The following is a 25,508-nucleotide window of genomic DNA, read 5'->3' as shown; positions in this document are numbered from 1 at the left end:
CCGATGGCGTCGCGGCCTTCGGCGAGGATCTGCCACAGCTGTTCCGGGGTGGACACGCCGCCGGGCAGCCGGCAGCCCATACCCACGATCGCGATCGGCTCGCCGGACGCGCCGGTCGCCGGTGTGTGCGCGCGGGTCGCGGTGGTGCCGGTGAGGTGGTCGAGAAGCAGCCGAGGGGTCGGGTAGTCGTAGATCAGGCCGCTCGGGAGGGCGACACCGATGTCGGCGACCAGGAGGTTGCGCAGTTCGACGCCCGACAGCGACTCGAAGCCGAGATCCTTGAAGCTCCGGTCCAGATCCACCGTGCCGGGGTCGTCGTGGCCGAGGATCTGGGCGATTGCCGCCTGGACGATCCTGGCCAGTTCCGGCCGGTCGAGAGTAGCCAACCGGGTGGCGGGCGGTTCTGCCGCGACGGCGTCGGCGGCCGGGGCGACGTCGCCGGGCGCCGGTCGCCGGATGCCGGTCCCGGGACGTACCCAGTGGCGTTTGCGCTGGAAGGCGTAGGTGGGCAGGCTGATCCGGCGGCCGGGGCCACCCAGCAGAGCGGTCCAGTCCAGTTCGGCGCCACGGACGTATTGGCCGGCGGCCGCCGCCATGGCGGTGCGGACCTCGTCCTGGCCGCGGCGGCGGGCCGCGGCGACGGTGACGCCGGTGTCGGTCAGAGTGGCCGCGGCCATCGCGGTCAGGGCGGCGTCCGGTCCGATCTCCACCATGTCGGTCACGCCGTCGGCGGCGATCGCGGCGACACCGTCGTGGAACCGCACCGTCTCCCGGACGTGCCGGACCCAGTAGTCGGGCCGGCAGATCTCGTCGGGGTCGGCCACGGCACCGGTCAGGTTCGAGATCAGGGCGCGGTCCGGTGCGGCATAGGTGATGGTCTCGGCCACCGCGCGGAACGCGTCGAGCATCGGATCCATGAGCGCCGAGTGGAAAGCGTGGCTGACCCGGAGCCGGTGGGTGCGCCGGCCCTTTCCATCGAGGAGCCGGACCACCTCGTCGACGTCGTCCCGGGCGCCGGAGAGGACGACCGCGGCGGGGCCGTTGACCGCGGCGATGCTCACCGTCGTCTTGTGACCGGCCAGGTACGGCAGGACGTCGTCCTCGGACGCCTCCACCGCGACCATGGCGCCGCCGGCCGGCAGTGCCTGCATGAGCCGGCCCCGGGCCGCCACCAGGCGGATGGCGTCAGTCAGGGAGAAGACGCCGGCGACGTGCGCGGCGGCGATCTCGCCGATCGAGTGGCCGGCGAGGACCGCAGGCCGCAGACCCCACGACTCGAGCAGCCGCGCCTGGGCCACCTCGAAGGCGACCAGCGCCGCCTGGGTGTATATGGTCTCGTGCAGGCGGGAATCGTCGGCGGCGAACATGATGTCGCGCAGTCCGACACCGAATTCGGCGTCGAAACCGGCGCATGCCTCGTCGAGGGCGGCGGCGAAGACCGGGAAGCGGGCGTGCAGGTCCGCGCCCATCCGGTGCTGCTGGCTGCCCTGGCCGGTGAAGAGGAACGCCAGGCGTGGCCGGTCGCCGGCCGGCACACGGCCGACGACGATGTCGGCGGACCGGCGACCCTCGGCGAGGGCGGCGAGCGCGATACGGGGGTCTCCGTCACCGAGCACCACCGCACGGTCCTCGAACGCGGTGCGCGTGGTGGCCAGGGAATAGGCGAGGTCGTGCTGGTCGGTGCCGGGATGGTCGGTCCAGTACCGGACGAGCTGCCGGGCCTGCGCACGCAGGGCATCCGTGCCCCGTCCGGAGATCGGCAACGGGAACGGACCCCCGGCTGAAGTTGCCGATGGGTTCGCTCCTTCCGTCTGGACTGGCTGGCCGGAAATGATGATGTGACAATTGGTTCCGCCCATACCGAAGGAACTGACACCCGCAATCAGCTGTCCACGTTCCTGTGGCCACGGAAACCGTTCTGTGTTAACCAGGACGTTAAATTCAGTGAACGGGATGGCGGGATTCGGCTGCCTAAAGTTCAAGTGCGGCGGCAGGATTGATTGATGAACACTCAAGACCGCTTTTAATAGCCCGGTGATACCCGCGGCGCCCTCGAGATGTCCAATGTTTGTCTTTACTGAGCCGATCAGAAGTGGCTCGGCGCGGGAGCGGCACCGCCCGTATGTTGCGCCCAGCGCCGCTACTTCTATCGGATCACCAACCCTTGTTCCCGTACCGTGCGTCTCGACGTAACCAACCTGACCTGGGTCGATGCCGGCGCGCTTCCACGCCGCGCGGATCACGTCTTCCTGAGCGGCCTGGTCAGGGACGGTGAGGCCATCGGTGGAGCCGTCATTGTTTACCGCGCTGCCCCAAATCACCGAGTAGATCCGGTCGCCGTCGCCGAGCGCGCGCTCGAGCGGCTTGAGCAGCATCATGACGCCGCCCTCGCCGCGGACGTACCCGTTGGCGCGGGCGTCGAAGGTGTAGCACTCGCCGTCGGGAGAGAGGCCACCGAACCGGGCGGCGGCCAGCGTGCTCTCCGGCGTGAGCAGCAGATTGACCCCACCGGTCAGGGCGAGGTCGCATTCGCCGCGCGCCAGGCTCTCGACGGCCAGGTGCACGGCGACCAGCGACGAGGACTGGGCGGAGTCGACGGTCAGGCTGGGGCCCCGCAGGCCGAGCGTGTAGGATAGGCGGTTGGCGATGATTCCCCTGGTCAGGCCGGCCACGGTGTGGGGTGTGACGGCGTCCGGCCCCTGATCGTGCACCACGGTCGCGTAGTCGCCGGCCATCGTGCCCAGATAGACGCCGGTGCGGCTGCCGGCCAGCGTGGCGGGCAGCATGCCTGCGTTCTCCAGGGTTTCCCAGCCCAGCTCGAGAGCGAGACGTTGCTGGGGATCGAGCATGTCGGCCTCACGCGGCGAGAGGCCGAAGAACGCCGCGTCGAAGGCGGCCGGATCGGCGATGAACCCGCCGCGGCGGGTGGGCGGAAGGCGGTCCGGATCGATCGGCGCGGATGGTGTCCACCGGTTGGCGGGCCAGTCGGTAATGCCACTGGCCCCGCGGTCGAGCAGGGCCCACAGCGCTGGCACGTCCGGTGCCTGGGGGAGCCGGCAGGCAAGGCCGACTACCGCCACCGCGGAATCGTGTTCACCATTCATGGCACTGGCTCCTGTCCCCGAAACCAATTGACAAAAGGTTTCGATGTGGCCGATGGAAGGCCGGGACCGGAACAGAAAGGCTGAATTCACCGTTTCACGGCAGTGCTGCAGTCCATCTGCGCCGCGTAAAGGTCCCCGCACCTTTCGCCGCACTTGTCGATGGCCGACTCTACGATGTAGGACGCGAGTCCGTAAGGCCGTCCGATGTGACGTCTATCACATTGATGAGTGTGATGCATCGTGCTAGACCAACCGTGTCGAATTTTCGCGGTGCCGTCGCATTTCAGCGGCGAAACAATTTGAAGCTGCAAGCATTATGTCCGTTCTGCGAGGTACGTGCAGGGCCTATCGCGATGGGGCGAACCTCCCGGCATGACGCCTCGCTCGCCCGCCGATCCCGCAGCCCCGAATCGGGGCTAGCGGTTCATCGACAACGGCCAATTAAAAGGAGAAATCATGGGGGAAGACCGTTCCGCGTGCGAGAAAGTGCTCGCGGTCTACGTCGAGGAAGTGCTCAACAAGGGCAACATCGACCGCTTGGGGGAGTTCATCCACCCGGACTTCATCACGCACACCGACGAGTCCGCGCTCCAGCTCGACGCTACCGGCGACGACCTTGAGGGCATCCGGGCCGGCATCACCGAGCTGCGCGAGAAGCTGCAGCCGGTGTACACCGCGACCGTCGAGCGCTGGGAGGGCGACACCGTCCACCTGGCCTGGACGATGGCCGGCGTGCACGTCGGGCCGATGATGGGCTTCGCACCGACCGGCAAGCGGTTCAAGGTCAGTTACACCAGCTGGTGCCGCTTCCAGGACGGCAAGGCCATCGAGGCCAAGGGCGAGTGGGACCCGGAGCAGACTCTCGCCGAGATCCGCCGGCAGATCGATGCCCAGCTCGCCGAGGACGCGGCGGCCGCCACGGGCGCAGTGGCCTGACTACGGTCCGCCGGCCACCGGGCCGGCGCGACGAGTGACGGCGGCCGCCCCTCGGCGGCCGCGATGCCGGCAGAGCGCCGGTGAAACACCTCGACAGCACCCGGCCGCGGGCCGCCGTGCCCACGGCGGCCTGGTCGGCTGCTGCCCGACGGAGGGAATGACTCGTGCGCGGGGGAATCAGCGAACGATTCGGCAACGGCACCGCGGTGCTGCTGCCGGTCTCCGGCGACGACCCACGGTCGCTGGCGGAACTGGCCGACTACTACCGGACGCTGCTCGATCGGGGCGTCGCCGACCTCGGCGACCTCGCCTACACCGCGGGAGCGCTGCGGCCACACGGGCGCCGGCGCCGGGCACAGGTGGTCACCGATGTGCCGCAGGCTCAGGACTGGCTCGCCGGCCTGGACAGCGACAACACCGGCGAGCACGGGGACCCTGGAGCGGTCGCGCTGGTCTTCTCCGGCCAGGGCAACCAGTGGCCCGGCATGGGGCGCGGCCTGTACGCTTCCGAGCCGGTGGCCCGCGACGTCCTCGACGAATGCGACGACCTGCTGCGCGACATCAGCGGCTGGTCTCTGCTGGAGGTGCTGGCCGCCCCGTCGCCGGACGACCGGATCGGCGACCCCGCGGTGCTGCAGCCGGTCCTGGTCGCCCTGCAGGTCGCCGTCTCCCGGCAACTGGTCCACTGGGGACTGAACGCCGGCGCGTACGTCGGGCACAGCCTCGGTGAGATCGCCGCCGCGGCCGCCGCGGGAGCGCTGCCGCTCGCCGACGCCCTGCGCCTGGCCGGCCTGCGCGGAGCGCTGATGCGCTCCGACGGCGGGACCGGCCGCACGGCGCTGCTCGGCGTCCCCGCCGGCGAGGCCGCCGACCGGATCGCCGCGGCCGGTGGCGACGCCGAGATCGCCGGCTGGAACGGCCCCCTCTCGACCCTGGTTGCCGGCAGCGAACAGGCCGTCGCCGAGCTGGTCCGGCAACTGTCCGCCGAGGACCATTTCGCCCGGATGCTGCCCGGCGACATCGCCTTCCACAGCAGCCGGATGGACGCCACCGCGGCGAAGCTGGGTCGCCAGGCGGAGTTCCTGCGGCCCCGGGCAATCGGCGCGCTGTTCGTCTCCACCGTCACCGGCACCGAGATCCCGGCCACCGCACTGGACGCCGCCTACTGGGCCTCGAACGTGGCCCGGCCGGTGATGTTCCGGCAGGCCGTCGACGAGCTCGCCGCCCGCGGATACCGCACCTTCGTCGAGGTCGGCCTACACCCCACGCTCACGCCCTCCCTGATCGACTGCCTGACCCGGTCGGCGAGGCCGGTCGCCGACCCGCTCGTCGTGCCGACGCTGCGCCGCGACGGCGACGAACGGGCCGATCTGCTGACCACGGCGGGCCTGCTCTACGAGGCGGGTTACGCACTCGACTTCTCCGCCCTGGCGGTCCCCGGCCGGCGTGCCGTGTCCCTGGACCCGCCCGCCGCGTCCCGGCCCGTCCCGGCCGAACGCGCGTCCGGGCTGCGGCTGTGGCAGGCCGCGCCGGCACGCCGGGCCGAACCCGGCCGGCTGGCCTGGCAGGGCACACCGTTGGCGTCGTTCGCCCTGGCGGCACGGACCGCGATCGGTGCGCTCGTGCCGGCCGGCGACTCCCCCCGGATCACCGTGCGGCTGGAGGTCGGCGCCCGGCTGACTGCACCCGACGAGAGCTACGTGGCCGTCCCGACCGGCGAGAAGACCGTCGACGTGCGGCTCGGCGCGGCCGGCACCTGGACGACACAGGCCACCGCCCAGCTCGACGACGGGACCGGCGGCTGCGACCGGATGGACGTCGCGGCGCTGCGCGAGCGCTGCGGCCCGGACCGGGCGGCCGACACCGCGTACGGTCACCTGGCCGCCCTCGGCTTGACCTCGCGCTCCCGGCCGGCCGGTCGGATGGCCGACGGCCCGCACGGCGAGCTGCTGATCGACCTGAGCCCGGCACCCGCCGGAACCGTCCGGTCGCTGCTGGACGTCATGCTGCACGGCGCGGTCCTCGCCGCCGCCAGCCCGCACCAGGTGTTCCTGCCGTTCGAGTGCGTCGCCCTGCACGCCCCGCGCGACACCGAGCGGATCCCGGCACGCTGGTTGCACCTGGGCCGCCCGGAAACCCGCGACGACGACCTGCTGGCCCGCCCCGCCCTGGTGCTTGCCGAGGACGGCCGCGTCCTGGCCGAGGCCGGCCGCCTGGTGCTCCAGCCGGTCACCGCCGACGTGCTCGCCGAACTCGCCCGGCAGGAGACCACCGCCACCGGCTCGGCCGGCGACGACTCCGCCCTGGCGGCGCTCGGCGCCATGGACGACGTCGACCGGGTCCGGGCGGTCACCGAGATGCTCCGGACCGCGGTCGCGCGGGTCCTGCGGATCCCCTCCGGCCGCGTCGACACCACCCGGGCGCTCAACCATCTCGGCATCGACTCGATCATGGGTCTGGAACTGCAACGCCGGCTCGAGGCGGACCTGCACACCGAGATCAAGGTAGTGCAGCTGCTACGTGGCGACACCATCGACGACCTCGCCGTCGACCTCAGCCGGCGCGTCGGCCGGACCGGTCTGCCGGAGCCCGGCCCCGGCCTGCCCGACCTCGACGACCCCCGCGCCGTCGAACGCCTCCTGGCCACGATGGACGACCTCTCCGGGGACGACGTCGACGCCCTGCTACAACGCCTCGCCGAGACCTCGGGAGACCCTTCGTGACCGCCGACACCGCGTCGACCGCCGCGGACGGGCGCGAACTGTTGCGTGAGATGCTGCGCGCCCGGGCCGCCCGGGCCGACGCCGGACAAACCGTCTCTGCCGGACAGCGCGCTCTGTGGCTCTTCGACCAGCTGCACCCGGGTAGCCCCGCCTACCATCTGGCCGGCGCCGCCCGCATCGAAGGACTGCTGAACGTGGACGCCATGCGCACCGCGTTCCAGCGGGTCCTCGACCGCCACCCGGCACTGCGCACCACACTCGCCCTGGTCGACGGGGAGCTGCGGCAGCGGGTGCACGCCACGATGGCCGCCGACTTTACCGTCGCCGACCTCACCGGCCTCGACCCGGCCCAGATCGACGCCGCCGTCCTGGAGTTCACCGAGAAGCCGTTCGACCTGGCCGCCGACCCGATGCTGCGCGCCCGGATCGGCCGCCTCGACGACGGCACCCACCTGCTGTTGCTGGCCTCCCACCACATCGCCACCGACTTGTGGTCGTTCGGGCTGCTGGCCGAAGACCTTGGCCGGTTCTACGCGGGGGCGGCCGAGCAGCAGCCACCCGCTGCGGGCTACCTCGACTACGTCCGCCGCCAGCAGCAGTGGCTGGCCGGGCCGGAGGCGCTGGCTGCGTCCGCGTACTGGGCCGATCGGCTCGGCGACGAGGTCACCCGACTGAACCTGCCCACCGACCGGCCCCGGCCGGCCCGACCGTCACACCGGGCGGCCGCCTGCTCGTTCACCCTCGACCGGGAACTCACCACCGCCCTGCGCGAGACCGCCCGCCGGTACGGCAGCACCCCGTACATGGCGTTGCTCGCCGTCTTCACCCTGCTGATGTCGCGCTACAGCGGCCAGCGGGACGTGTGGATCGGCACCGCCACCGCCAACCGTGACCAGGCGGCCTTCCGTGACGTGGTCGGCTACTTCGCCAACATGAGCGCCATCCGGACCGGCGTGCAGCCCGGCGACACGTTCGGCGACCTGCTGGGCCGGGTCCGCGAGTCCGTGCTCGGCGCCATGAGCCACCAGGACTACCCTTTCCCGCTGGTCCTGCAGCAGACCGCGGAGTCGCGTGCGGACGGCGCCACTGTCCTGTTCGACGTCGCGTTCCACTACGAGACCGTGGTCGCCGACGCCGGGCGCGGCCTGTCGCTGCTCGGCACGGGCTTCACCGACCTGCGTATCCCGGTCGGCGACATCGTGCTGCGCCCCTACGAGGTGCCCGCCCACGGCAGCGAGCACGACCTGGCGCTGTTCGTCGAGGAGGTCGACGGCGTCTCGTACTGCTCGCTGCGCTATGCCGTCGACCTGTTCGACGCCGCCACCGCCGAACGGCTGGCCGCCCATCTGCAGATCCTGGCCCGCGCCTGCGCTGTCCGCCCGGCCGACGACACCGGCCTGCTGCCGTTGCTACCCGACACCGAATGCGACCTCGTGCTGCGCGCCTGGAACCGGCCGGACGACGGCATCGCCGGGCCAGACGACTGCATTCACCACCTGATCGAGGCCCAGGCCCGCCGGGACCCGGACCGGATCGCGGTGGTCGGCGGTGACCGCAGCCTGACCTATCGCGAGCTGATCGACGAGTCGCGCCGGCTCGCCGCCGTGCTGCGCGGCCGCGGCGTGCGGCCCGAGGTGAAGGTCGGCCTGAGCGTCGACGGCCGGGCCGACCTGCTCGTCGGCATGCTCGGCACGATGATGGCCGGCGGCGCCTACGTCCCGATGGACCCCGGCTACCCGCCGAAGCGGCTGGAGTACATGATGGCCGACTCGGCCGTCGCGTTGCTGCTCACCACCGCCGACCTGGCCGCCCGTCTGCCGGTCGGCGACGTGCCGGTGCTGCTGCTCGAGCAACCGTACGAGGTGCCCGAGACGCTGCCGGACGTCGCCGAGCCCACCGGCGCGAACCTCGCCTACGTCATCTACACCTCCGGCTCCACCGGCCGACCCAAGGGCGTCATGGTGGAGCACCGCGGCGTGGTGGACTTGGACCTCGCCCACCGGCAGGGTTTCGACCCCGACCCGCAGCGCCGCATCCTGCAGAACTCCTCGATCAGCTTCGACGTCAGCACCTGGGAGTACGTCATGGCGCTCACCACCGGCGCCACCCTGTACGTACTGCCGCGCGCCCAGCTGCGCCCCGGGCCACCGCTGGTCGAAACGATCCGCGAGCACGCCATCACCGGCCTGTGCGCCACCCCGTCGGTGCTGGCCACCCTCGACCCCGCCGACCTGCCCACCCTCACCGAACTGACCTCGGTCGGTGAGGCGATCTCCGCCGAGATCGTCCGCACGTGGGCACCCGGCCGGCGCATCGTCAACGCCTACGGTCCCACGGAGATCACCGTGTTCTGCACGCTGGAACACTGCGTTCCCGACGGGCGCACCCCGGCGGTCGGCCGGCCAGTCGCCGGAACCGAACTGTACGTCCTCGACGAGTACCTGGAGCCGGTCCCGATCGGTGTCGTCGGCGAGCTCTACGTCGGCGGCACCGGCGTCACCCGCGGCTACCAGGGCCGGCCCGACCTGACCGCCGACCGGTTCGTGCCGCACCCCTACTCGGACACCCCCGGCGCCCGCCTCTACAGGACCGGTGACCGGGTCCGGTACGGCGTCGACGGACGACTGCACTACCTGGGCCGCAACGACCACCAGGTCAAGATCCGCGGAGTACGCACCGAGCCGGGCGAGGTCCAGGCCGTGCTCACCGACCACCCGGGGGTGCACGAGGCCGTCGTCCTGGCCCGCCCGGCACCCAGCGGAGACCTGCGGCTGCTCGGTTACGTCGTGCCGGACCGCGGCTACGACGGCCCGGTCAACCCGGCCGGCCTGCGCGACTGGCTCGCCGAACGGCTGATGCCCAACATGGTCCCGTCGTTCGTGATCGTGCTGGACGCCTTCCCGCTCAACCCCAACGGCAAAGCCGACCGCGATCTGCTGCCCGACCCCGAGGTCGGCGCGGCGGCGGACACCACGGCCCCGTCCCTGGGCTCAGAGCAGGAACGGCACATTGCCGCGATCTGGCAGGAGGTGCTGGGCGTCCCGGCAATCGGGCCCGACGATGACTTCTTCGACCTGGGCGGCCACTCGCTGCTGGCCACCCGCCTGGTCGCCCGGATCCGCGAACGCTGCCACGCCGACCTGCAACTGCACGAGATCTTCGACGTGCCGACCGTACGCGGCCTGGCCGACCTGGTGCGCCGGCGGGCCGGCGCGGGCACCGACGACCGCATCCCGCGACTACCCCGCGACCCGGCCGGGATGGCACTGTCCTTCGCCCAGCAGCGGCTGTGGTTCATGGAGCAGCTGCGCCCCGGTGACCAGGCGTACCGGCTCTCCGGCGAGCTTCGGTTCACCGGCGAACTCGACGTCCGCCACCTGCGGGCCGCCCTGGCAACCGTGGTCGGCCGGCACGAGGTGCTGCGCACCCGGTACGTGCAGGTGGACGGCGCGCCACGACAGATCATCACCGACGGCGACCCCGAGCCGCTGCCGCTGACGGACCTGACCACGCTGCCGGACCACGAGCGGGACACCGCACTCGACCGGATCCGGGCCACGTTCGACACCGAATCGTTCGACCTGACCCGCGGCCCGGCCCGCGCTCACCTGCTGCGCATCACCGCCGACCGGTACGTGGCGCTGCTGGCCGTGCATCACATCGCCGCCGACGGCTGGTCGATGCGGGTGCTGGTCCGCGAACTGCTGACGGTGTACCGGGACCTCGCCGAAGGCCGGACCGGTACCGCGCAGGCACCTGCGGTCCAGTACGCGGACTTCGCCGCCTGGCAGCGGGCCCGCCAGGACGCCGAACCGGGAATCGCCGGCATCGGCTACTGGGAGTCCCGGCTCGCCGGGGCACCGCCCACCCTGGACCTGCCCACCGACCATCCCCGCGGCCGCTCCGGTGAGCGCCGCGCCGGCCGCGCCGGCCGAGAGCTCGGCCCCGAACTGGTCACCGCGCTGGAACGGCTAGCCCGCCCGGCGCATGCCACCCTGTCGATGGTGCTGCTCGCCGCCTACCAGGTGGTGCTGTCGCGCTGGGCCGGCCAGCACGACGTGGTCGTGGGCATGCCGGTCGCCGGCCGCTCCCGCAGCGACATCGAGGACAGCATCGGGCTGTTCGTCAACACCGTCGTGGTACGCACCGACACCGCCGGCAACCCCACCTTCACCGACCTACTCGGTCGGGTCCGGGAGGCCGCGCTCGGCGCCGACGAGCACCAGGACGTGCCGTTCGAGCGGATCGTGGAACGCCTGGCACCGGCCCGCGACCTGGACCGCACACCGATCTTCCAGGTGTTGTTCAATATGATCAACCTCGAGCCGTTCGACGTCACGGTGCCCGGGGCACGGCTGGAACTCATCGAGACCGAGGACGTGGCACCGCGCTACGACCTCACTCTGTACGCCAAGCCGCACGACCGAGGACTGACCCTCGATCTGGTCTACGACGCGACCCTGTTCACGCCCGGCACCGCACGGGAGCTGCTGGCGCAGATCCACGACGTCCTGCGGCAGGCTGGCCGGGCGCCGCAGACCCCGATCGACCAGATTCCCGCCGGTGCCCGCCCCGCCCCGCCGGTACAGTCCGCGACGGCGTCCACGACCGTGGCCGAACCGTTCCTGCGCATCGCCGCCACCACACCACAGCGGGCCGCCCTGGTGTGGGCCGGTGGCACGGTGACCTACCAGCAACTGGAACACGACAGCGCCGGGCTCGCGGCGTGGCTGGCCGCCGCCGGGGTACGGCCCGGGACGGCCGTGGCCGTCCGCGGCGCCCGCCATCCCGGCCTGGTGACTGCCCTGCTCGCAGTGCTGCGCGCCGGCGGCGCGTTCGCCATCCTCGACCCGGCCCTGCCGGAGCAGCGGATCCTCGACCGCGAACGCCTGCTCAGCGCGGTCGAATCCCTGGACGCCGCCCACCTGCCGCGGGTGCCCGACGCCGCCGCCCCGCCGGTCACCATCACCCCGGACACCCGCGCCCACGTGGCGTTCACGTCCGGCTCGACCGGCGAACCCAAGGCGGTGGCCGCACCACACTGCCCCCTGGCGCACTTCGTCGCCTGGTACGGCGCCACCTTCGCGGTCGGCCCGGACGACCAGTTCGCGCTCACCTCCGGACTCGGCCACGACCCGTTGCTGCGCGACGTCTTCGTGCCGCTGTCACTTGGCGCCGCACTGCACATCCCCACGCCGCAGCAGCTCACCGACCCCGCGGCGTACGCCACCTGGCTGGCCACCGAGCGGATCACCGTGCTGCACCTGACCCCGCCGACGGCGCGGATGCTCGCCGGAGCACCCGCGGGCTGCCTGCCGGACCTGCGGTACGCGTTCTTCGGCGGTGACCGGCTCACCGGCGACGAAGTGGCGATCATCCGCCGGCTGGCACCCGCGGCCACCGTCGTCAACTTCTACGGCGCCACCGAGACCCCGCAGGCCCCGGCATACCACGTGGTCACCACGGCACCGGCGGGACAGGCGGTACCGCTGGGCCGCGGCGTCGGCCCGATGCGCCTGATCGTCGAACGCCAGGACGGCAGCCCGGCCGGCGTCAACGAGCTGGGTGAGATCGTGGTGCACGGGCCGCACTTGGCCGACGCCTACCTCGGCGATCCGGCGGGGACCGCCACCCGGTTCACCACCGGCCCGGACGGCCGCTCGTACCGCACCGGCGACCTGGGCCGGCTCGGTCTCGACGGCGAGATCCGCTTCGCCGGACGCGCCGACCGGCAGGTCAAGGTCCGCGGGCACCGGGTCGAACCGGCCGAGATCGAGTCCTGCCTGCGCACCCATCCGCTGGTCGGGCAGGCCGCCGTCGTGGCGTCCACCGACGGCACGGGCGAGACCACGCTGCTCGGATTCGTCACGACCACCACCCCTGTCGCGCCGGCCGACTTGCGTGCGCACGCCGCTGCCGCACTCGCCGGCCACCAGGTACCGGCGCGGATCGCGGCGGTCACGGAGATTCCGCTGACCGCCAACGGCAAGGTCGACACGGTGCGCCTGCTGGCCACCGTACCCGCCGGCCCCGCCGCCGGGTCACCGGTCACCGGACCGGAGGCCGCCCTCACCGATCTCTGGGCCCGCCTGCTCGGCGTCGTCCCGGACACCATCGGCCGCACCGACAACTTCTTCGACCTCGGCGGCCACTCGCTGCTGATGGTTGCGATGCGGGCCGCGCTGCACACCGAGTTCGGCCGGGACCTGCCCGTCGTCGAACTGTTCCGCCACCCCACCGTGGCCGCCCTGGCCGGCGTGCTCGCCACACCGGATGGCACCGGCATCGGCATCGGCCCCGACGACGCCGCCGACGAGGACCGGGCGCGCCGGCGGGCCGACCGCCGCCGCCGTCTGCGACAGGAGCACAGAGATGCCTGAGCACGACTGGGACGACGACGACCGGATCGCGGTGGTCGGCATGGCCTGCCGTGTCCCCGGAGCCGGCGACGTCGACACATTCTGGGCCAACCTGGTCCGCGGCGCCGACGCCATCGAGCGGCGGCCGGCCGGCCCCGCCGATCCGCCCGGCTACGTCGCCGCGTTCGGTCGGATCGAGGGTGTCGAGGACTTCGACGCGGAGTTCTTCGCCATGACCCACCGGGAGGCGGCCTACCTCGACCCGCAGCAGCGGTTGTTCCTCGAGCAGAGCTGGATCGCCCTGGAACATGCCGGCATCGACCCGGACCGCTTCGCCGGGCGGATCGGAGTGTGGGGCGGCTGCGGCTTCAACGGCTACCTGCCCCTGCACCTGCTGCCCGGACTCTCCGGCGCCGACGCGCTGCGCGAGTACCCGGCCGAACTGCTGCACGGCAACGACAAGGACTACCTGACCAGCCGGGTCGCGTACCGCCTCGGTCTGAACGGGCCCGCGGTGACCGTGCAGACCGCCTGTTCCACCTCGCTGGTCGCGGTCGCCCAGGCCGCTCAGTCGCTGCTGGACTACCAGTGCGACGCCGCGCTGGCCGGCGGCTCGTCGGTTTGCCTGCCCCAGGACTGGGGCTACGTCTACGAGACCGGTGGCATCCAGTCACCGGACGGCGTGTGCCGGCCCTTCGACGCCGACGCGGCCGGCACCGTCTTCACCAGCGGCGTCGGCGTGGTCGTACTCAAGCGGCTCGCCGACGCGCTGGCCGACGGCGACCGGATCCACGCGGTGCTGCTGGCGTCGGCGGTCAACAACGACGGCGCCGGCAAGGTCGGATTCGCCGCTCCCAGCGCCGACGGGCAGCGGGCGGTGCTGGCCGAGGCCTACCGGACCGCGGGCATCAGCCCCGCCACGATCGGCTACGTCGAGGCGCATGGCACCGGCACCGCGGTCGGTGACCCCATCGAGTTGAGCGCCCTGGACCGGGTGTTCACCGGGATCGCGCCCGGCTCGATCCCGATCGGGTCGGTGAAGTCCAACCTCGGCCACCTCAACGCGGCCTCCGGCGTGGTCGGCCTGCTCAAGACGATCCTCGCGGTCCGTGAGAACCTGATCCCGGCGAGCCTGCACTTCCGGCGCCGCAACCCGCACACCGATCCGGACAGCCCGTTCTCGGTGATCACCGAGGCCCGGCCGTTCACCGGCGACGGCCCGCGGCGCGCCGGGGTCAGCTCCTTCGGCGTCGGGGGCACGAACGCCCACGTGATCGTGGAACAGCCGCCACCGGCCGGCCCGGCGGCGTCCAGTGGACGGCCGGTGCTGCTGCCGGTCACCGCCCGCAGCCCGGAGGCACTGGCCGCGGCCCGCGCCGGGCTGGCCGCCCGGCTGGACGGTGCCATCTCCCTGGGCGACGTCGCCTACACCCTACGGCGGCGCCGCCGGCACTTCGAGCACCGCAGCTTCGTGGTCGCCGCCGACTGCGCGACCGCCGCCGCCGAGCTGGCCCGTGCCGGCGACACCGTGACGACCGGCCCGGCCGCGGTCGCGTTGCTCTTCCCGGGCCAGGGCACGCAGTACTCCGGCATGGCCGCGGGTCTGTACGCCACCTGCCCGGTCTTCGCCGAAACCCTCGACGAATGCCTGAAACTGCTCGCCCCCGCCCTCGGCGCCGACCTGCGAGACCTGCTGCTCGGCCCGTCCCGCGACGGCGCCGATCCGCTGACCCGCACCGACCTCGCCCAGCCGGCCCTGTTCGCCGTCGAATACGCCCTGGCCCGCTGGTGGGAGTCGGTCGGGATACGCCCTGCCGCGATGCTCGGCCACTCGGTCGGCGAATGGGTCGCCGCGTGCCTGGCCGGCGTCTTCGACCTGCCCGACGCGCTGGCCCTGGTCGCTGCCCGCGGCCGGCTCATGGCGCAGTTGCCGGGCGGCGCCATGCTGGCCGTCGAGGCCGACGAGGACACCGCCCGGGCCCTGGCCCTCCGGCACGGCCTGTCCCTGGCCGCGGTCAACGCCCCCGGCCGGTGTGTGCTGGCCGGGCCCACCGCGGCGATCGAGGAGCTGGCCGCCGAAACCGGTGGCCGCCGCCTGGTCACCTCGCACGCCTTTCACTCGGCCCTGCTCGACCCGATGGTCGAACCGTTCACCGCCCTGGTCGCGGCGGTGCCGCGGCGCGAACCGGCCATCCCGTTCTTGTCCGGGCTGACCGGAACGTGGATCACCCCCGCCGAGGCGGTCGACCCGGCGTACTGGGCCCGACAGGCCCGCTCCGCGGTGCGTTTCGCCGACGGAGTGGCAGCCCTGCTGACCACCGGCCGGCCGCTGCTCGTCGAGTCGGGCCCGGGCCACACCCTGGGCCGGCTAGCCCGGATGTCCGGTACCGGCGTGGTGACGGCCGCGTCGATGCCGCCGGCCGGTGACAGCACTGCCGCCGACGTGGCGCTGCTACGCGGCGCGGGCACGGTGTGGGCCGCCGGCGCCGGCCTCGACTGGGCGGCGCTGTCACCGGACACCGGCCGGCGCGTCGCGGCAAACCTGCCCGGCTACCCGTTCCAGCGGCGCCGGCACTGGATCGAAGCGCCCGGCACCGCGTACACCGGACAGCAGGACCCGGTGCCCGCACCGGACGCCACCGTGCCCGAACCAGCCGCAGCCGGCGCCGACGACACCCTGTCTCGGGTCCTGGACCTGTGGCGGGAACTGCTCGGCGACGACACCGTCGCCGCGACCGACGACCTGTTCGAACTCGGTGGCGACTCGCTGCTGGCCACCCGTCTGGTCTCCCGCGCCAACCGCATGTTCGACGTGGACCTGCCGCTGGAGGACCTGCTCGACGACCCCACGCCGGCGCGGATGGCTCACCTGGTGACGTCCGCACCCGCCCTCGCACCTGACCGGAAGTGAAAACATGACCACCACCGCACCGTCGACCCCCACCGAGGGCGAGTTCCGCCAGTCCTACTACGGCGCCGGCGAGCACCCCGACCCCGAAGGTGAACTCAACCGCCTGCGCCTGCAGGCCACTGCCTCCTGGCCCAAGGAGGCCCGGGTACTGCGCCACTTCGGCCTCCGCCCGGACCTGGACCTGCTCGAGGTCGGCTCCGGGCCCGGCTTCACCACCGAACTGCTGCTGCAGGAGGTGCCGCAGGGCTCGGTGACGTGCCTGGAGATGGAACCGCACCAGATCGCGGAGGCCACCGCATACCTACAGGGCCGGGTCGACAACCCACCCCGCATCATCGAGGGTTCCATCCTGGACGCGCCGCTGCCCGATGCCTCCTTCGACCTGGTGCACGCCCGGTTCGTGCTCCAGCACGTGCCCGACCCGGTCAAGGCGCTGACCGAGATGCGGCGGCTGCTGCGCCCCGGCGGCCGCACCGTCATCGTCGACATCGACGACCGGCTCTGGGGCAGTGTGCACCCGAGCGCGGACCTGCCGGTGATCGAGAAGATCATCGAAGGGCGGGTCGCGATGCAGGCTGCCCGCGGCGGTGACCGGCTGATCGGCCGCCGGGTGCCCGCCCTGCTGCGCGAGGCCGGCTACACCGACATCAAGGTCGAGGCGGTCGCGGTGTCCAGCGACGAACTGGGCATGGCGGCGCTGGAGCCGCAGCTCAACGTCCGGTCCCGGTACGCGTTGATGGTCGACCAGAACCCGGAGGCCGCCGCCGCGGTCGCGCACGTGGCCGACCTCGTCGACCAATTCCTGGCCCTGCCGGACGCCTCGGCGATGCTGCTGGTCTTCATGTTCACCGGCGTCAAGCCGGAGCAACCGTGAGCGCCGCGGCCGCCGGCTGGGCGGTCGTCGTCAACGGCGAGGAGCAGTATTCGGTGTGGCCGGACTTCCGGGCCGCCCCGCCCGGCTGGCGGCCCACCGGCTTCACCGGCGCACGACAGGAGTGCCTGGACCACATCGCCGAGGTGTGGATCGACATGCGCCCGCGCACCGTACGCGAGAAGACCACCAACGAGGGGGAGTAGATGACGGGGACCGCAACCGGAGCGCCGGCGGTGACCTGGCGCCCGCACGACAGCGAGCCCGACTACCAGGTGGCCACCGTCGCGGTGCCACGCGACCACGACCAGCCGGACGGGCCGCGCATCGACCTGGAGGTGATCCGGCGCCCGGCCGCCGACCACCAGCGGCGCCTCGGCACGCTGTTCTTCGTCCCGGGTGGGCCGGCGTTCCCCGGCGTGACCCTGCTGCCGTCGCACCACCGGTTCCTGCCGGCCGAGGTCCGCGAGCGTTTCGACGTGGTCAGCCTCGATCCGCGCGGCTCCGGTGCCAGCACCCCGGTCCGCGGGTTCGCCTCGATGGAGGAGGCGATGACCATCTTCGCCGGCCTACCGCAGCCGTTCCCGACCACCGACGCGGAGGGCGAGGTCTGGATCGAGCGGTTCACCGAGTTCGGTGCGCTGATCCGCGAACGCAACGCCGACCTGCTGCCGTGCATCTCCACTACCGGCACCGCCCACGACATCGCGCTGCTCGCCGACGCACTCGGCGAAGAGCAGATCAACTTCTACGGCATCTCGTACGGCGCACTGCTCGGCATCGTCCTGGCCAACCTCTACCCGCAGCGGGTACGGGCCATGGTGCTCGACGGCAGCATCGACCCGGTCGCCTGGTATCACGCCGACGCCGAGCCGGAGCTGTGCACGCCGCTGCGGGTCGGCTTCGACCTCGCCGCCGACGCCGGCCTGGACCGGTTCCTCGACCTGGCCGGTGCCTCGGCCAGCCCGTTCTCGGCCGGCTCGCCGGAGGCGACCCGGGCGAAGTTCGCGACGCTGCTGCAGCGGCTGCGTGACCGACCGGTGCGACTGTCCACTCCGGCCGGCCCGGCCGAGGTCAACTACGGCACCGTCATCGCACACATGTGGGTCACGCTGTACCAGACCGCCTACTGGGCCGAGCAGGCGCAGCGGCTGCAGGACCTGTGGCTGGCCAGCGAGGCCGACGGCGACGACCCGTACGTCACCGCCTTCGACTTCTCCGGCTCGCCGAACGGCGCCGACGTACCCCCGCTGTTCGCCAGCCCGCCCGAGCAGTCGCTAACCCTGCTCGGCAGCGACGCACCGGCCCCGGCCGACGCGCAGAGCTGGTTCGCCCAGGCGAAACTGGCCGAGGACCGGGCCGGCGGGATGGGCTCGATCGTGGCGTGGCCCGCGGTCGCCACCGCCGGCTGGCCCGCCGCGGCCGGCCGCTACACCGGTCCCTGGGATCGCGCGACCGCGGCGCCGTTGCTGTTCATCGGTGTCACCGGTGACCCGGGCACACCGTACGAGGTCACCCGCCGCCTCTCCGACACGATGCCGGGCGCCCGTCTGGTCACCGTCGACGGCGTCGGGCACACCACCCACTACAACCCCGACGAGCGCGTGCACCGGCTGATCGCGGCGTACCTGGCCGACGGGAAACTGCCCCCGCCCGGCACGACGCTGCGGCAGGAGAACTCGCCCTTTCCACAGCTGAACCGGACCACGACCGGAAGGCCCGCATCATGATCCGCACCTTCATGAAGTCGAAGATCCACCGCGTCACCGTGACCCAGGCCGACCTGCACTACGTTGGCTCGGTGACCATCAGCAAGGACCTGATGGAGGCCGCCGACCTGCTGCCCGGCGAGAAGGTCGACATCGTCGACATCGACAACGGGGCACGACTGTCGACCTACGTCATCGAAGGCCCCGCCAACTCCGGGGTCCTGGGCATCAACGGTGCCGCCGCCCGGCTCATCAGCCCCGGCGACCTGGTCATCATCATCGCGTACGCTCAGGTCAACGACGAGGAACTGAAGTCGCTCAAGCCGCGCGTGGTGTTCGTCGACAACCACAACCGGGCGATCTCGGTCGGCTCCGACCCGGCCGAGGCATCCGAGGGCGGACCCCTGATGCGCGGCGACGTGGTGGCCGTGCAGGGTTGATCGGCCGGCATCCGCTGTCCACTGCGTATCCTGAACCGAGGAGCGATCCATGCAGTCCGATCCGCCCATCGTCGAGGTCTTCGAGTCCCAGCCGGGGCAGGTCCGTCGTGTCGACATCAACATCGTCGGCGGCAACATCCGGCTCATCGCGTCCCGCCGTGACACCGTCGCGGTCCGGGCCAAGGGAGACACCGCCACACTCGGCGCGAAGGCCCACGTCGCCGGCGATGTCCTGCACATTGGGTCGTCGTCCGTGTGGCGTTATTTCCGGCAGTCGGCCCGGATCGACCTCATTCTCGACCTGCCGGACGACATGGACGTCGACATCAAGGTGTTCGGCGCCGACGTCGTGGTGGACGGCGGCACGGGCCGGCTGCACGTCAAGAGCGTCGCCCTGTCCATCGAGGGCACCACCTACTCCCGCGACGTGCAGGTCAAGTTCCGGGTCGGATCGAACGACCTGGTGACCCCGAACTGCTGAGCGCCCCCTTTCACAGCCACCGGCCGGCCGCGCGCCTGCCGATGGCCGCACTCCGTGCGTGGCATCGAGACCATCTGGAGGAGACTTGACCACGGCCGCTGCATCCTCGGCCACGGCCGTCCGCCGGCTCGGCATGACACCCCTGTCCTTCGCCCAGGAACGACTCTGGTTCCTGGAACAGCTCGTCCCCGGCACCGCCGTACAGAACGTACCGCTGGCCGCCCGGATGCGTGGCCACATCGACCTCGACGTCCTGGAACGCGCGATCGGAACACTGGTCGAGCGCCACGAGACGTTGCGCACCGCGTTCATCTCGGCCGACGGCGAGCCGATGCAGCGCGTCCTGCCCGAACTGCGCGTCCCGCTGGAGGTGTTCGACGCCGGTGACGCGACACCGGACGGACCGCAGATCGCCGCCCGGCTGGCCCAGCTCGCCGCCGTCCCGTTCGACCTGACCGCACCGCCCCTACTGCGCGCCACCCTGCTGCGACACGGCCCGGACGACCACACCCTGCTGTTCGTGATGCACCACATCATCTCCGACGGCTGGTCGGTCGGCGTGCTCTTCAAGGAGCTGTTCGCCACCATCGCCGGCCTGCACGGCGGCACCGGCTCACCGCTGCCCCCACTGCCGATCCAGTACGGCGACTTCGCGGTCCGCCAGCGGGAACGGTACGCCGCCGGCGACTTCGACGCCGACCTCGACTACTGGCGGGACCGGCTGGGCAGCACCGTGCCCGCCCTGGACCTGCCGATGGCCCGCCCGCGCGTCGACACCGGCCCGGCCATCGCCGCCGGCGGGCGCGTTTCGCTGGAACTCGGCACCGAACTCAGCGCCGCTCTCGACGCCTTTGGGCGAGCACACCGGTCCACCCTGTACATGACGCTGCTCAGCGGCTACGTGGCCTTGCTCGCCCGGCATCGCGGCATCGGCCAGGAGGACGGGCCACTGGTCGTCGGCACACCGATCGCCAACCGCAACGACCTCGACATCGAAGGGCTGATCGGGTTCTTCGTCAACGCGCTGGCACTGCGGTTCGACATCACCACCGGCATGAGCATGCGCGAGCTGCTGCGCCACGTCCGGACGGTGGCGATCGGCGCGTTCGGCCACCAGAACATCCCGTTCGAGAAACTGGTCGCCGAGCTGCGCCCGGAACGGCAGATGAGCCAGGCCCCGCTGTTCCAGACCATGTTTGTGCTGCAGAACGCCGGCCAGGACGCCGGCTCCCTGCCCGGCCTCGACGTCGAACCGCTCGACGTGCACACCGGCACCGCCAAGTTCGACCTGCTGCTGTCGGTGGCACCGCGCGACGGTGGCCTGGTCGCGGCGCTGGAATACGACGCCGGCCGCTTCGACGAGGACACCGCGGCCCGCCTGCTGCACCGCTACGCCGCCTTGCTGGAAGCGGCCGTCGCCGAGCCCGAGACTCCGCTGCGGGACCTGCCCATGCTGCCCGGGCACGAGCGCGCCGAGCTGCTGGGCAACGGCCGCCGCCGCGCCGAGCCGGCCGGTGCCGGCACCCTGCACGAGCTGCTCGCCGCACAGACGCGGCGTACGCCCGGTGCCGTGGCCGTCACCTTCGCGGGGGAGGACCTGACGTACACGCAGCTCGACCAGGCCGCGGGCCGGCTCGCCCGGCGGCTGCACGAGCAGGGCGTACGGCCGGGGGACCGGGTCGCGTTGTTGATCGACCGGTCGCTGTGGACCGTGACAGCGATCGCGGCGGTCCTGCGGGCCGGTGCCGTCTACGTGCCGCTGGACCCCGCCTACCCGACCGCCCGGCTCAACGCCATCGTCACCGACGCCCGGCCGGCGGTCCTGCTCACCCAGGCGCACATGGCCGGCCAGCTGCCGGACAGCCCGGCCCCGGTGCTGCTGCTGGACGAGCTCGACCTTGCCGGCGCCGAACCACTCCCACCGGTACCGGCCGGACCTGACGCCGGGGCGTACGTCATCTATACCTCCGGCTCCACCGGCACTCCCAAGGGCGTGCTGATCACCCACCGTAACGTGATCCGGCTCTTCGAGGCCGCCGAGGAACTGTTCACCTTCGGCCCGGACGACGTTTGGACCTTGTTCCACTCGTATGCCTTCGACTTCTCGGTCTGGGAGATGTGGGGTGCCCTGCTCTACGGCGGCCGGGTCGTAGTGGTGCCCACGGTGACGGCCCGGTCGGCGGAGGCCTACTACGAGCTGGTCCGCGACGAGGGCGTCACCGTGCTCAACCAGACGCCATCCGCGTTCGTCCCCTTCAGTGCCGCCGCGGTGCGCGCCGGCGACGCCCTGGCGCTGCGGTACGTCGTCTTCGGCGGCGAGGCCCTGGACCCGCAGACCCTGGGCCCGTGGATCGCCCGGTACGGCGACCAGCAGCCGCTGCTGGTCAACATGTACGGCATCACTGAGACCACGGTGCACGTCACCTACCGGGTCATCCGGGCCGCCGACGCCGAACAGCCCGGCCGCAGCCCGATCGGGATCCCGCTGGCCGACCTCGAACTGTTCGTCCTGGACGGCAGCGCGATGCATCCGGCTCCGGCCGGGGTGCCCGGCGAACTCTACGTCGGCGGCGCGGGCCTGGCCCGGGCGTACCTCAACTCGCCCGCCCTGACCGCCGACCGGTTCGTGCCGCACCCGTTCACCGACCGGCACGGCGCCCGCCTGTACCGGACCGGCGACCTGGCCCGGGTGATGCCCGACGGCGCGGTCGAATACCTGGGACGCATCGACCACCAGGTCAAGATCCGCGGGTTCCGGATCGAGACCGGTGAGGTGGAGGCGGGTCTGCTCGCCCACCCCGCGATCACCGCGGCCGTGGTGCAGGTCCACGAAACCGGCGACGGCGACCGCCGCCTGGTCGGCTATCTCGTTCCGGACCCGGCCGCCCTGGACGCCGTCGCCTCACCGCCCGGCACCGGCCCCAACTTCGTCTCCCGCAACCAGATCGCCGAGTGGGAGCAGGTGTTCGACGGCATGTACGGATCGGCGGCCGGCGCCCTCGCCGACGACTTCGACATCACCGGCTGGAACAGCACCTACACCAACGCCCCGCTACCGGCCGAGGAGATGCGCGAGTGGGTGTCGGCCACCGTCGCGGCGGTCCGCGACCTACGGCCCCGCCGGATCCTCGAGGTGGGCTGCGGAACCGGCCTGCTGCTGCACCGGCTCGCACCGCACGCCGTGGAGTACGTCGGCACCGACCTGTCCGCCGATGCGATCGCCACCCTCAAGAGCCGGGTGACGGCCGACCACGTGACACTGCTGCACCAGGCCGCCGACGTGGTCTGCGACCTTCCGAACGACCTGTTCGACACCGTCGTGATCAACTCGGTGGTCCAGTACTTCCCCGAGGTGGAGTACCTGACCACGGTGCTGAGCCGGATCGCCGGGATCCTGCCGTACGGCGCGGCGATCTTCGTCGGTGACGTGCGTGACCTGCGCCTGGTGCAGGCGTTCCACCTCTCGGTCGAGCTCGCCCGTGCGGCTGGCGACATGCCGCTGACTCGGCTGCGTGGCCAGGTCACCCGGCGTGTCCAGGAGGAGGAGGAACTGCTCTGTGACCCGCGCTACTTCCGGGCGCTGAGCTCCCGGATCCCCCGGCTCGCCTCGGTAGAGGTCCGGCCGCGGCGTGGCCGCTTCCATAACGAGATGAGCTGCTTCCGGTACGACGTTGTGCTGCGCCTGGACGAGGCATGTCCTCCGGTGCCGGAGACCGAGGTGGCCTGGTCACCGGGTCTCGACCTGACCGCGCTGCTCGCCCCGCCCGCCGGTGGCCGTCCGCTGCGCGTGGCCGCGATCACCAACCCCCGCGTCGAGGCATCCGTGCGTGCGCTGGATCTGCTGGAGCGGGCCGCGCCCGGCTCCACCGTGGTCGACCTGCGCCGTGAAACCGACCGTGCCCCGGCGACCGGTGTCGAGATCGAGGCCGTCGCCGCGCTGGCCGAGGCCGCCGGGCGTAGCTACCGGTTCCACCCGAACGCCGACCTGCCCGGCGCGTACGACCTGGTACTCGATGGCGGGCCGGGCGAGGTCGCGGTGGCTGACGCGGGCCCGCTCGGCGCGCCGGAGCTGTACGCCAATGACCCGCCGCGGGCGCTGCGCCGTCGCCGGCTGGTGCCGTCGGTCCGCGAGTTCCTCGGCCGGCAGGTGCCCGGCTACATGGTCCCGGCCGCGTTCGTCGTCGTGGACGCCCTGCCGCTCACCCCGAACGGCAAGGTCGACCGGGATGCGCTGCCGGCCGCCGACGCCGACAGCGTGATTCGCGAGACCGGGCACGTGGCACCCCGCACCGAGGCCGAAGCGGTGGTCACCCGGATCTGCGCCGAGGTGCTCGGCCTGGAGCGAGTTGGCGCGGACGACAACTTCTTCGAGATCGGCGGGCATTCCCTGGTCGCCACCCGGTTCGTCTACCAGCTGCGCGAAGCGTTCGACTCCGACATCCCGCTGCGGGTGCTGTTCGAGTCGCCCACCATGGCGGGCATCGCCGCCGCCATCGGGTCCGCTGGCGGCGGTGACCACGGCGCCGCCGACCTGATCGCCGACGTCCGGCTCAGCAGCGACATCGTCCCGACCTATCCGGTGATCGAGGTGGCCGCCGATCCGTGTACCGCCCTGCTCACCGGAGCGACCGGCTTCCTCGGCGCCTTCCTGCTGCGGGAACTGCTCGATGACACCGATGTGACGGTGCACTGCCTGGTCCGCGGCGACAGCCCGGCGCACGCCCGCGACCGGCTGGCCGGTGCGATCACCCGATTCGAACTGGATCTGCCGTGGGATCGGATCGTGGTGCACGCCGGAAACCTCGCCGAACCGTGGCTGGGACTGGGGGAGAACCACTTCGACGACCTGGCCCGCACCGTCGACGTGGTCTATCACGCCGGCGCCTCGGTCAACCTGGTTTACCCGTACGCCCAGTTGAAAGCCGGCAACGTGACCGGCACCGAGCAGGTGCTGCGGCTCGCGGCACGCCATCGCACCGTACCGGTGCATTACGTCTCCACCATCGGTGTCTTCGGCGCGGACACCCCGGCCGAAGGGCCGGACGGCACCATCCGGCAGGACGCGCCGACCGGCCCGCCGGCGTCCCTGGGCACCGGTTACACGCGCAGCAAGTGGGTGGCCGAACAGATCGTCGGCGTCGCCCGGGACCGGGGCCTGCCAATCACCGTCTACCGGCCGTCGCGGATCAGCGGCGACACCCGTTCGGGCGCCTGCCAGGGTGACGACTACCTGTGGCGGGTCCTGAAGGGGTGCGTGCAGGCGGGAGCCGTTCCGGCTGGCGCCACCATTGCCGTGGACCTGGTGCCGGTCGACTACGTGGCCGGCGCGATCCGGGCGATCTCCCGGTCACACGAACCCGGCCCGGTTGCCTACCACCTCACCCACCGCCGGCCGGTCATCCTCGCCGATATGGTGCGGCGGCTGCGCGACCTGGGATACCCCCTCGCCGAACTGCCGTTCCCGCGGTGGTGCGAGCGAGTCGAGGCGGACCCGGACAACGCCGCCTATCCGCTGCTCGGAGTCCTGCAAGAAGGCAGCGGGGGCATGACCGACGCGCTGTTCGACATCACCGAGACCCAGTCGGCACTGTCCGGCACGGGAGTACACCTGCCCGACATCGACGACGCCGCGTTCGCCCGTACTGTCGACTATTTTGTCCGTACCGGATATCTGCCTGTCCCCGGCGCGCCGGCGTAGCCAGCCGCCCTGACGGGTGCCTCAGCCGCGCTTGATCTCCGGAGTGGCTGCCGCGTCCATCTCGTCGAAGCGGTCGTCGGCAACGAGGCCGGCGATTCCCAGACGCGCGCGTTGCGCTCTGACGGCATCGGCAGCCCAGACGGCAGGCCCGGGGCCGAGGTGCACCGTCCTCGGGGCGTGGGCCTGTCATCGCGATGCACCACTCCTGAGAGCGAGGACGACCACCGATCGCGGCCACAGCCCTTCCATGCTGTCGCCGTCCAGCCCCTATGGGGA

Annotated in this window: 11 protein-coding genes; 10 read left to right on the top strand and 1 reads right to left on the bottom strand. The window is 72.0% G+C overall.

Features of this window, described 5'->3' with window-relative positions; translation table 11 throughout:
- A partial coding sequence (locus tag ABT297_RS32845) for a type I polyketide synthase (protein WP_350556306.1) occupies window positions 1-3,104 on the bottom strand: 3,104 nt, incomplete at its 3' end.
- Between the two features lie 456 nt (window positions 3,105-3,560).
- On the opposite strand from ABT297_RS32845, the gene ABT297_RS32840 reads away from it, so the two are divergent.
- The 10 genes from ABT297_RS32840 to ABT297_RS32795 all read left to right on the top strand — a co-directional run bounded on the left by ABT297_RS32840 (window position 3,561) and on the right by ABT297_RS32795 (window position 25,232).
- The gene (locus ABT297_RS32840; protein WP_350556305.1) at window positions 3,561-4,040 is read left to right on the top strand and encodes an ester cyclase; all 480 of its coding nucleotides are present in this window, start codon (window positions 3,561-3,563) and stop codon (window positions 4,038-4,040) included.
- Window positions 4,041-4,204: 164 nt separating this feature from the next.
- On the top strand, window positions 4,205-6,763 hold the full coding sequence (locus ABT297_RS32835) for an acyltransferase domain-containing protein (protein ID WP_350556304.1): 2,559 nt from the start codon (window positions 4,205-4,207) through the stop codon (window positions 6,761-6,763).
- On the top strand, window positions 6,760-13,143 hold the full coding sequence (locus ABT297_RS32830) for a non-ribosomal peptide synthetase (RefSeq protein ID WP_350556303.1): 6,384 nt from the start codon (window positions 6,760-6,762) through the stop codon (window positions 13,141-13,143). The genes ABT297_RS32835 and ABT297_RS32830 overlap by 4 nt, the downstream gene beginning before the upstream one ends.
- Window positions 13,136-16,033 (top strand): type I polyketide synthase, encoded by a 2,898-nt coding sequence (locus ABT297_RS32825; protein ID WP_350556302.1) that lies wholly within the window; start codon window positions 13,136-13,138, stop codon window positions 16,031-16,033. Before ABT297_RS32830 ends, ABT297_RS32825 begins: the two co-directional genes overlap by 8 nt.
- Window positions 16,034-16,037: 4 nt before the next feature.
- Window positions 16,038-16,907, top strand: coding sequence for a class I SAM-dependent methyltransferase (locus ABT297_RS32820; protein ID WP_350556301.1), 870 nt, complete (start codon window positions 16,038-16,040; stop codon window positions 16,905-16,907).
- Window positions 16,904-17,110, top strand: a complete 207-nt coding sequence (locus ABT297_RS32815; protein ID WP_350556300.1) for an MbtH family protein — start codon at window positions 16,904-16,906, stop codon at window positions 17,108-17,110. The genes ABT297_RS32820 and ABT297_RS32815 overlap by 4 nt, the downstream gene beginning before the upstream one ends.
- Window positions 17,111-18,634: an alpha/beta hydrolase gene (locus ABT297_RS32810; RefSeq protein WP_350556299.1), complete on the top strand. Its 1,524-nt coding sequence runs from the start codon at window positions 17,111-17,113 to the stop codon at window positions 18,632-18,634. It begins immediately after the preceding gene.
- Window positions 18,631-19,053, top strand: a complete 423-nt coding sequence (panD, locus tag ABT297_RS32805; protein WP_350556298.1) for an aspartate 1-decarboxylase — start codon at window positions 18,631-18,633, stop codon at window positions 19,051-19,053. Before ABT297_RS32810 ends, panD begins: the two co-directional genes overlap by 4 nt.
- Window positions 19,054-19,102: 49 nt before the next feature.
- On the top strand, window positions 19,103-19,534 hold the full coding sequence (locus tag ABT297_RS32800; RefSeq protein WP_350556297.1) for a hypothetical protein: 432 nt from the start codon (window positions 19,103-19,105) through the stop codon (window positions 19,532-19,534).
- Between the two features lie 85 nt (window positions 19,535-19,619).
- Window positions 19,620-25,232, top strand: coding sequence for a non-ribosomal peptide synthetase family protein (locus tag ABT297_RS32795; protein ID WP_350556296.1), 5,613 nt, complete (start codon window positions 19,620-19,622; stop codon window positions 25,230-25,232).
- The last annotated feature ends 276 nt before the right edge of the window (window positions 25,233-25,508 follow it).

Source organism: Dactylosporangium sp. NPDC000555 (genome assembly GCF_040300025.1).
In the GTDB taxonomy this organism is placed as follows: domain Bacteria; phylum Actinomycetota; class Actinomycetes; order Mycobacteriales; family Micromonosporaceae; genus Dactylosporangium.
This window is presented reverse-complemented; position numbering and strand designations above follow the sequence as displayed.

What these genes read in the sequence shown, in the direction of transcription:
- ABT297_RS32825 (WP_350556302.1), top strand. Translation starts at nt 13,136, where the DNA reads ATGCCTGAGCACGACTGGGACGACGACGACCGGATCGCGGTGGTCGGC.
- ABT297_RS32810 (WP_350556299.1), top strand. Translation starts at nt 17,111, where the DNA reads ATGACGGGGACCGCAACCGGAGCGCCGGCGGTGACCTGGCGCCCGCAC.
- panD (WP_350556298.1), top strand. Translation starts at nt 18,631, where the DNA reads ATGATCCGCACCTTCATGAAGTCGAAGATCCACCGCGTCACCGTGACC.
- ABT297_RS32820 (WP_350556301.1), top strand. Translation starts at nt 16,038, where the DNA reads ATGACCACCACCGCACCGTCGACCCCCACCGAGGGCGAGTTCCGCCAG.
- ABT297_RS32800 (WP_350556297.1), top strand. Translation starts at nt 19,103, where the DNA reads ATGCAGTCCGATCCGCCCATCGTCGAGGTCTTCGAGTCCCAGCCGGGG.
- ABT297_RS32840 (WP_350556305.1), top strand. Translation starts at nt 3,561, where the DNA reads ATGGGGGAAGACCGTTCCGCGTGCGAGAAAGTGCTCGCGGTCTACGTC.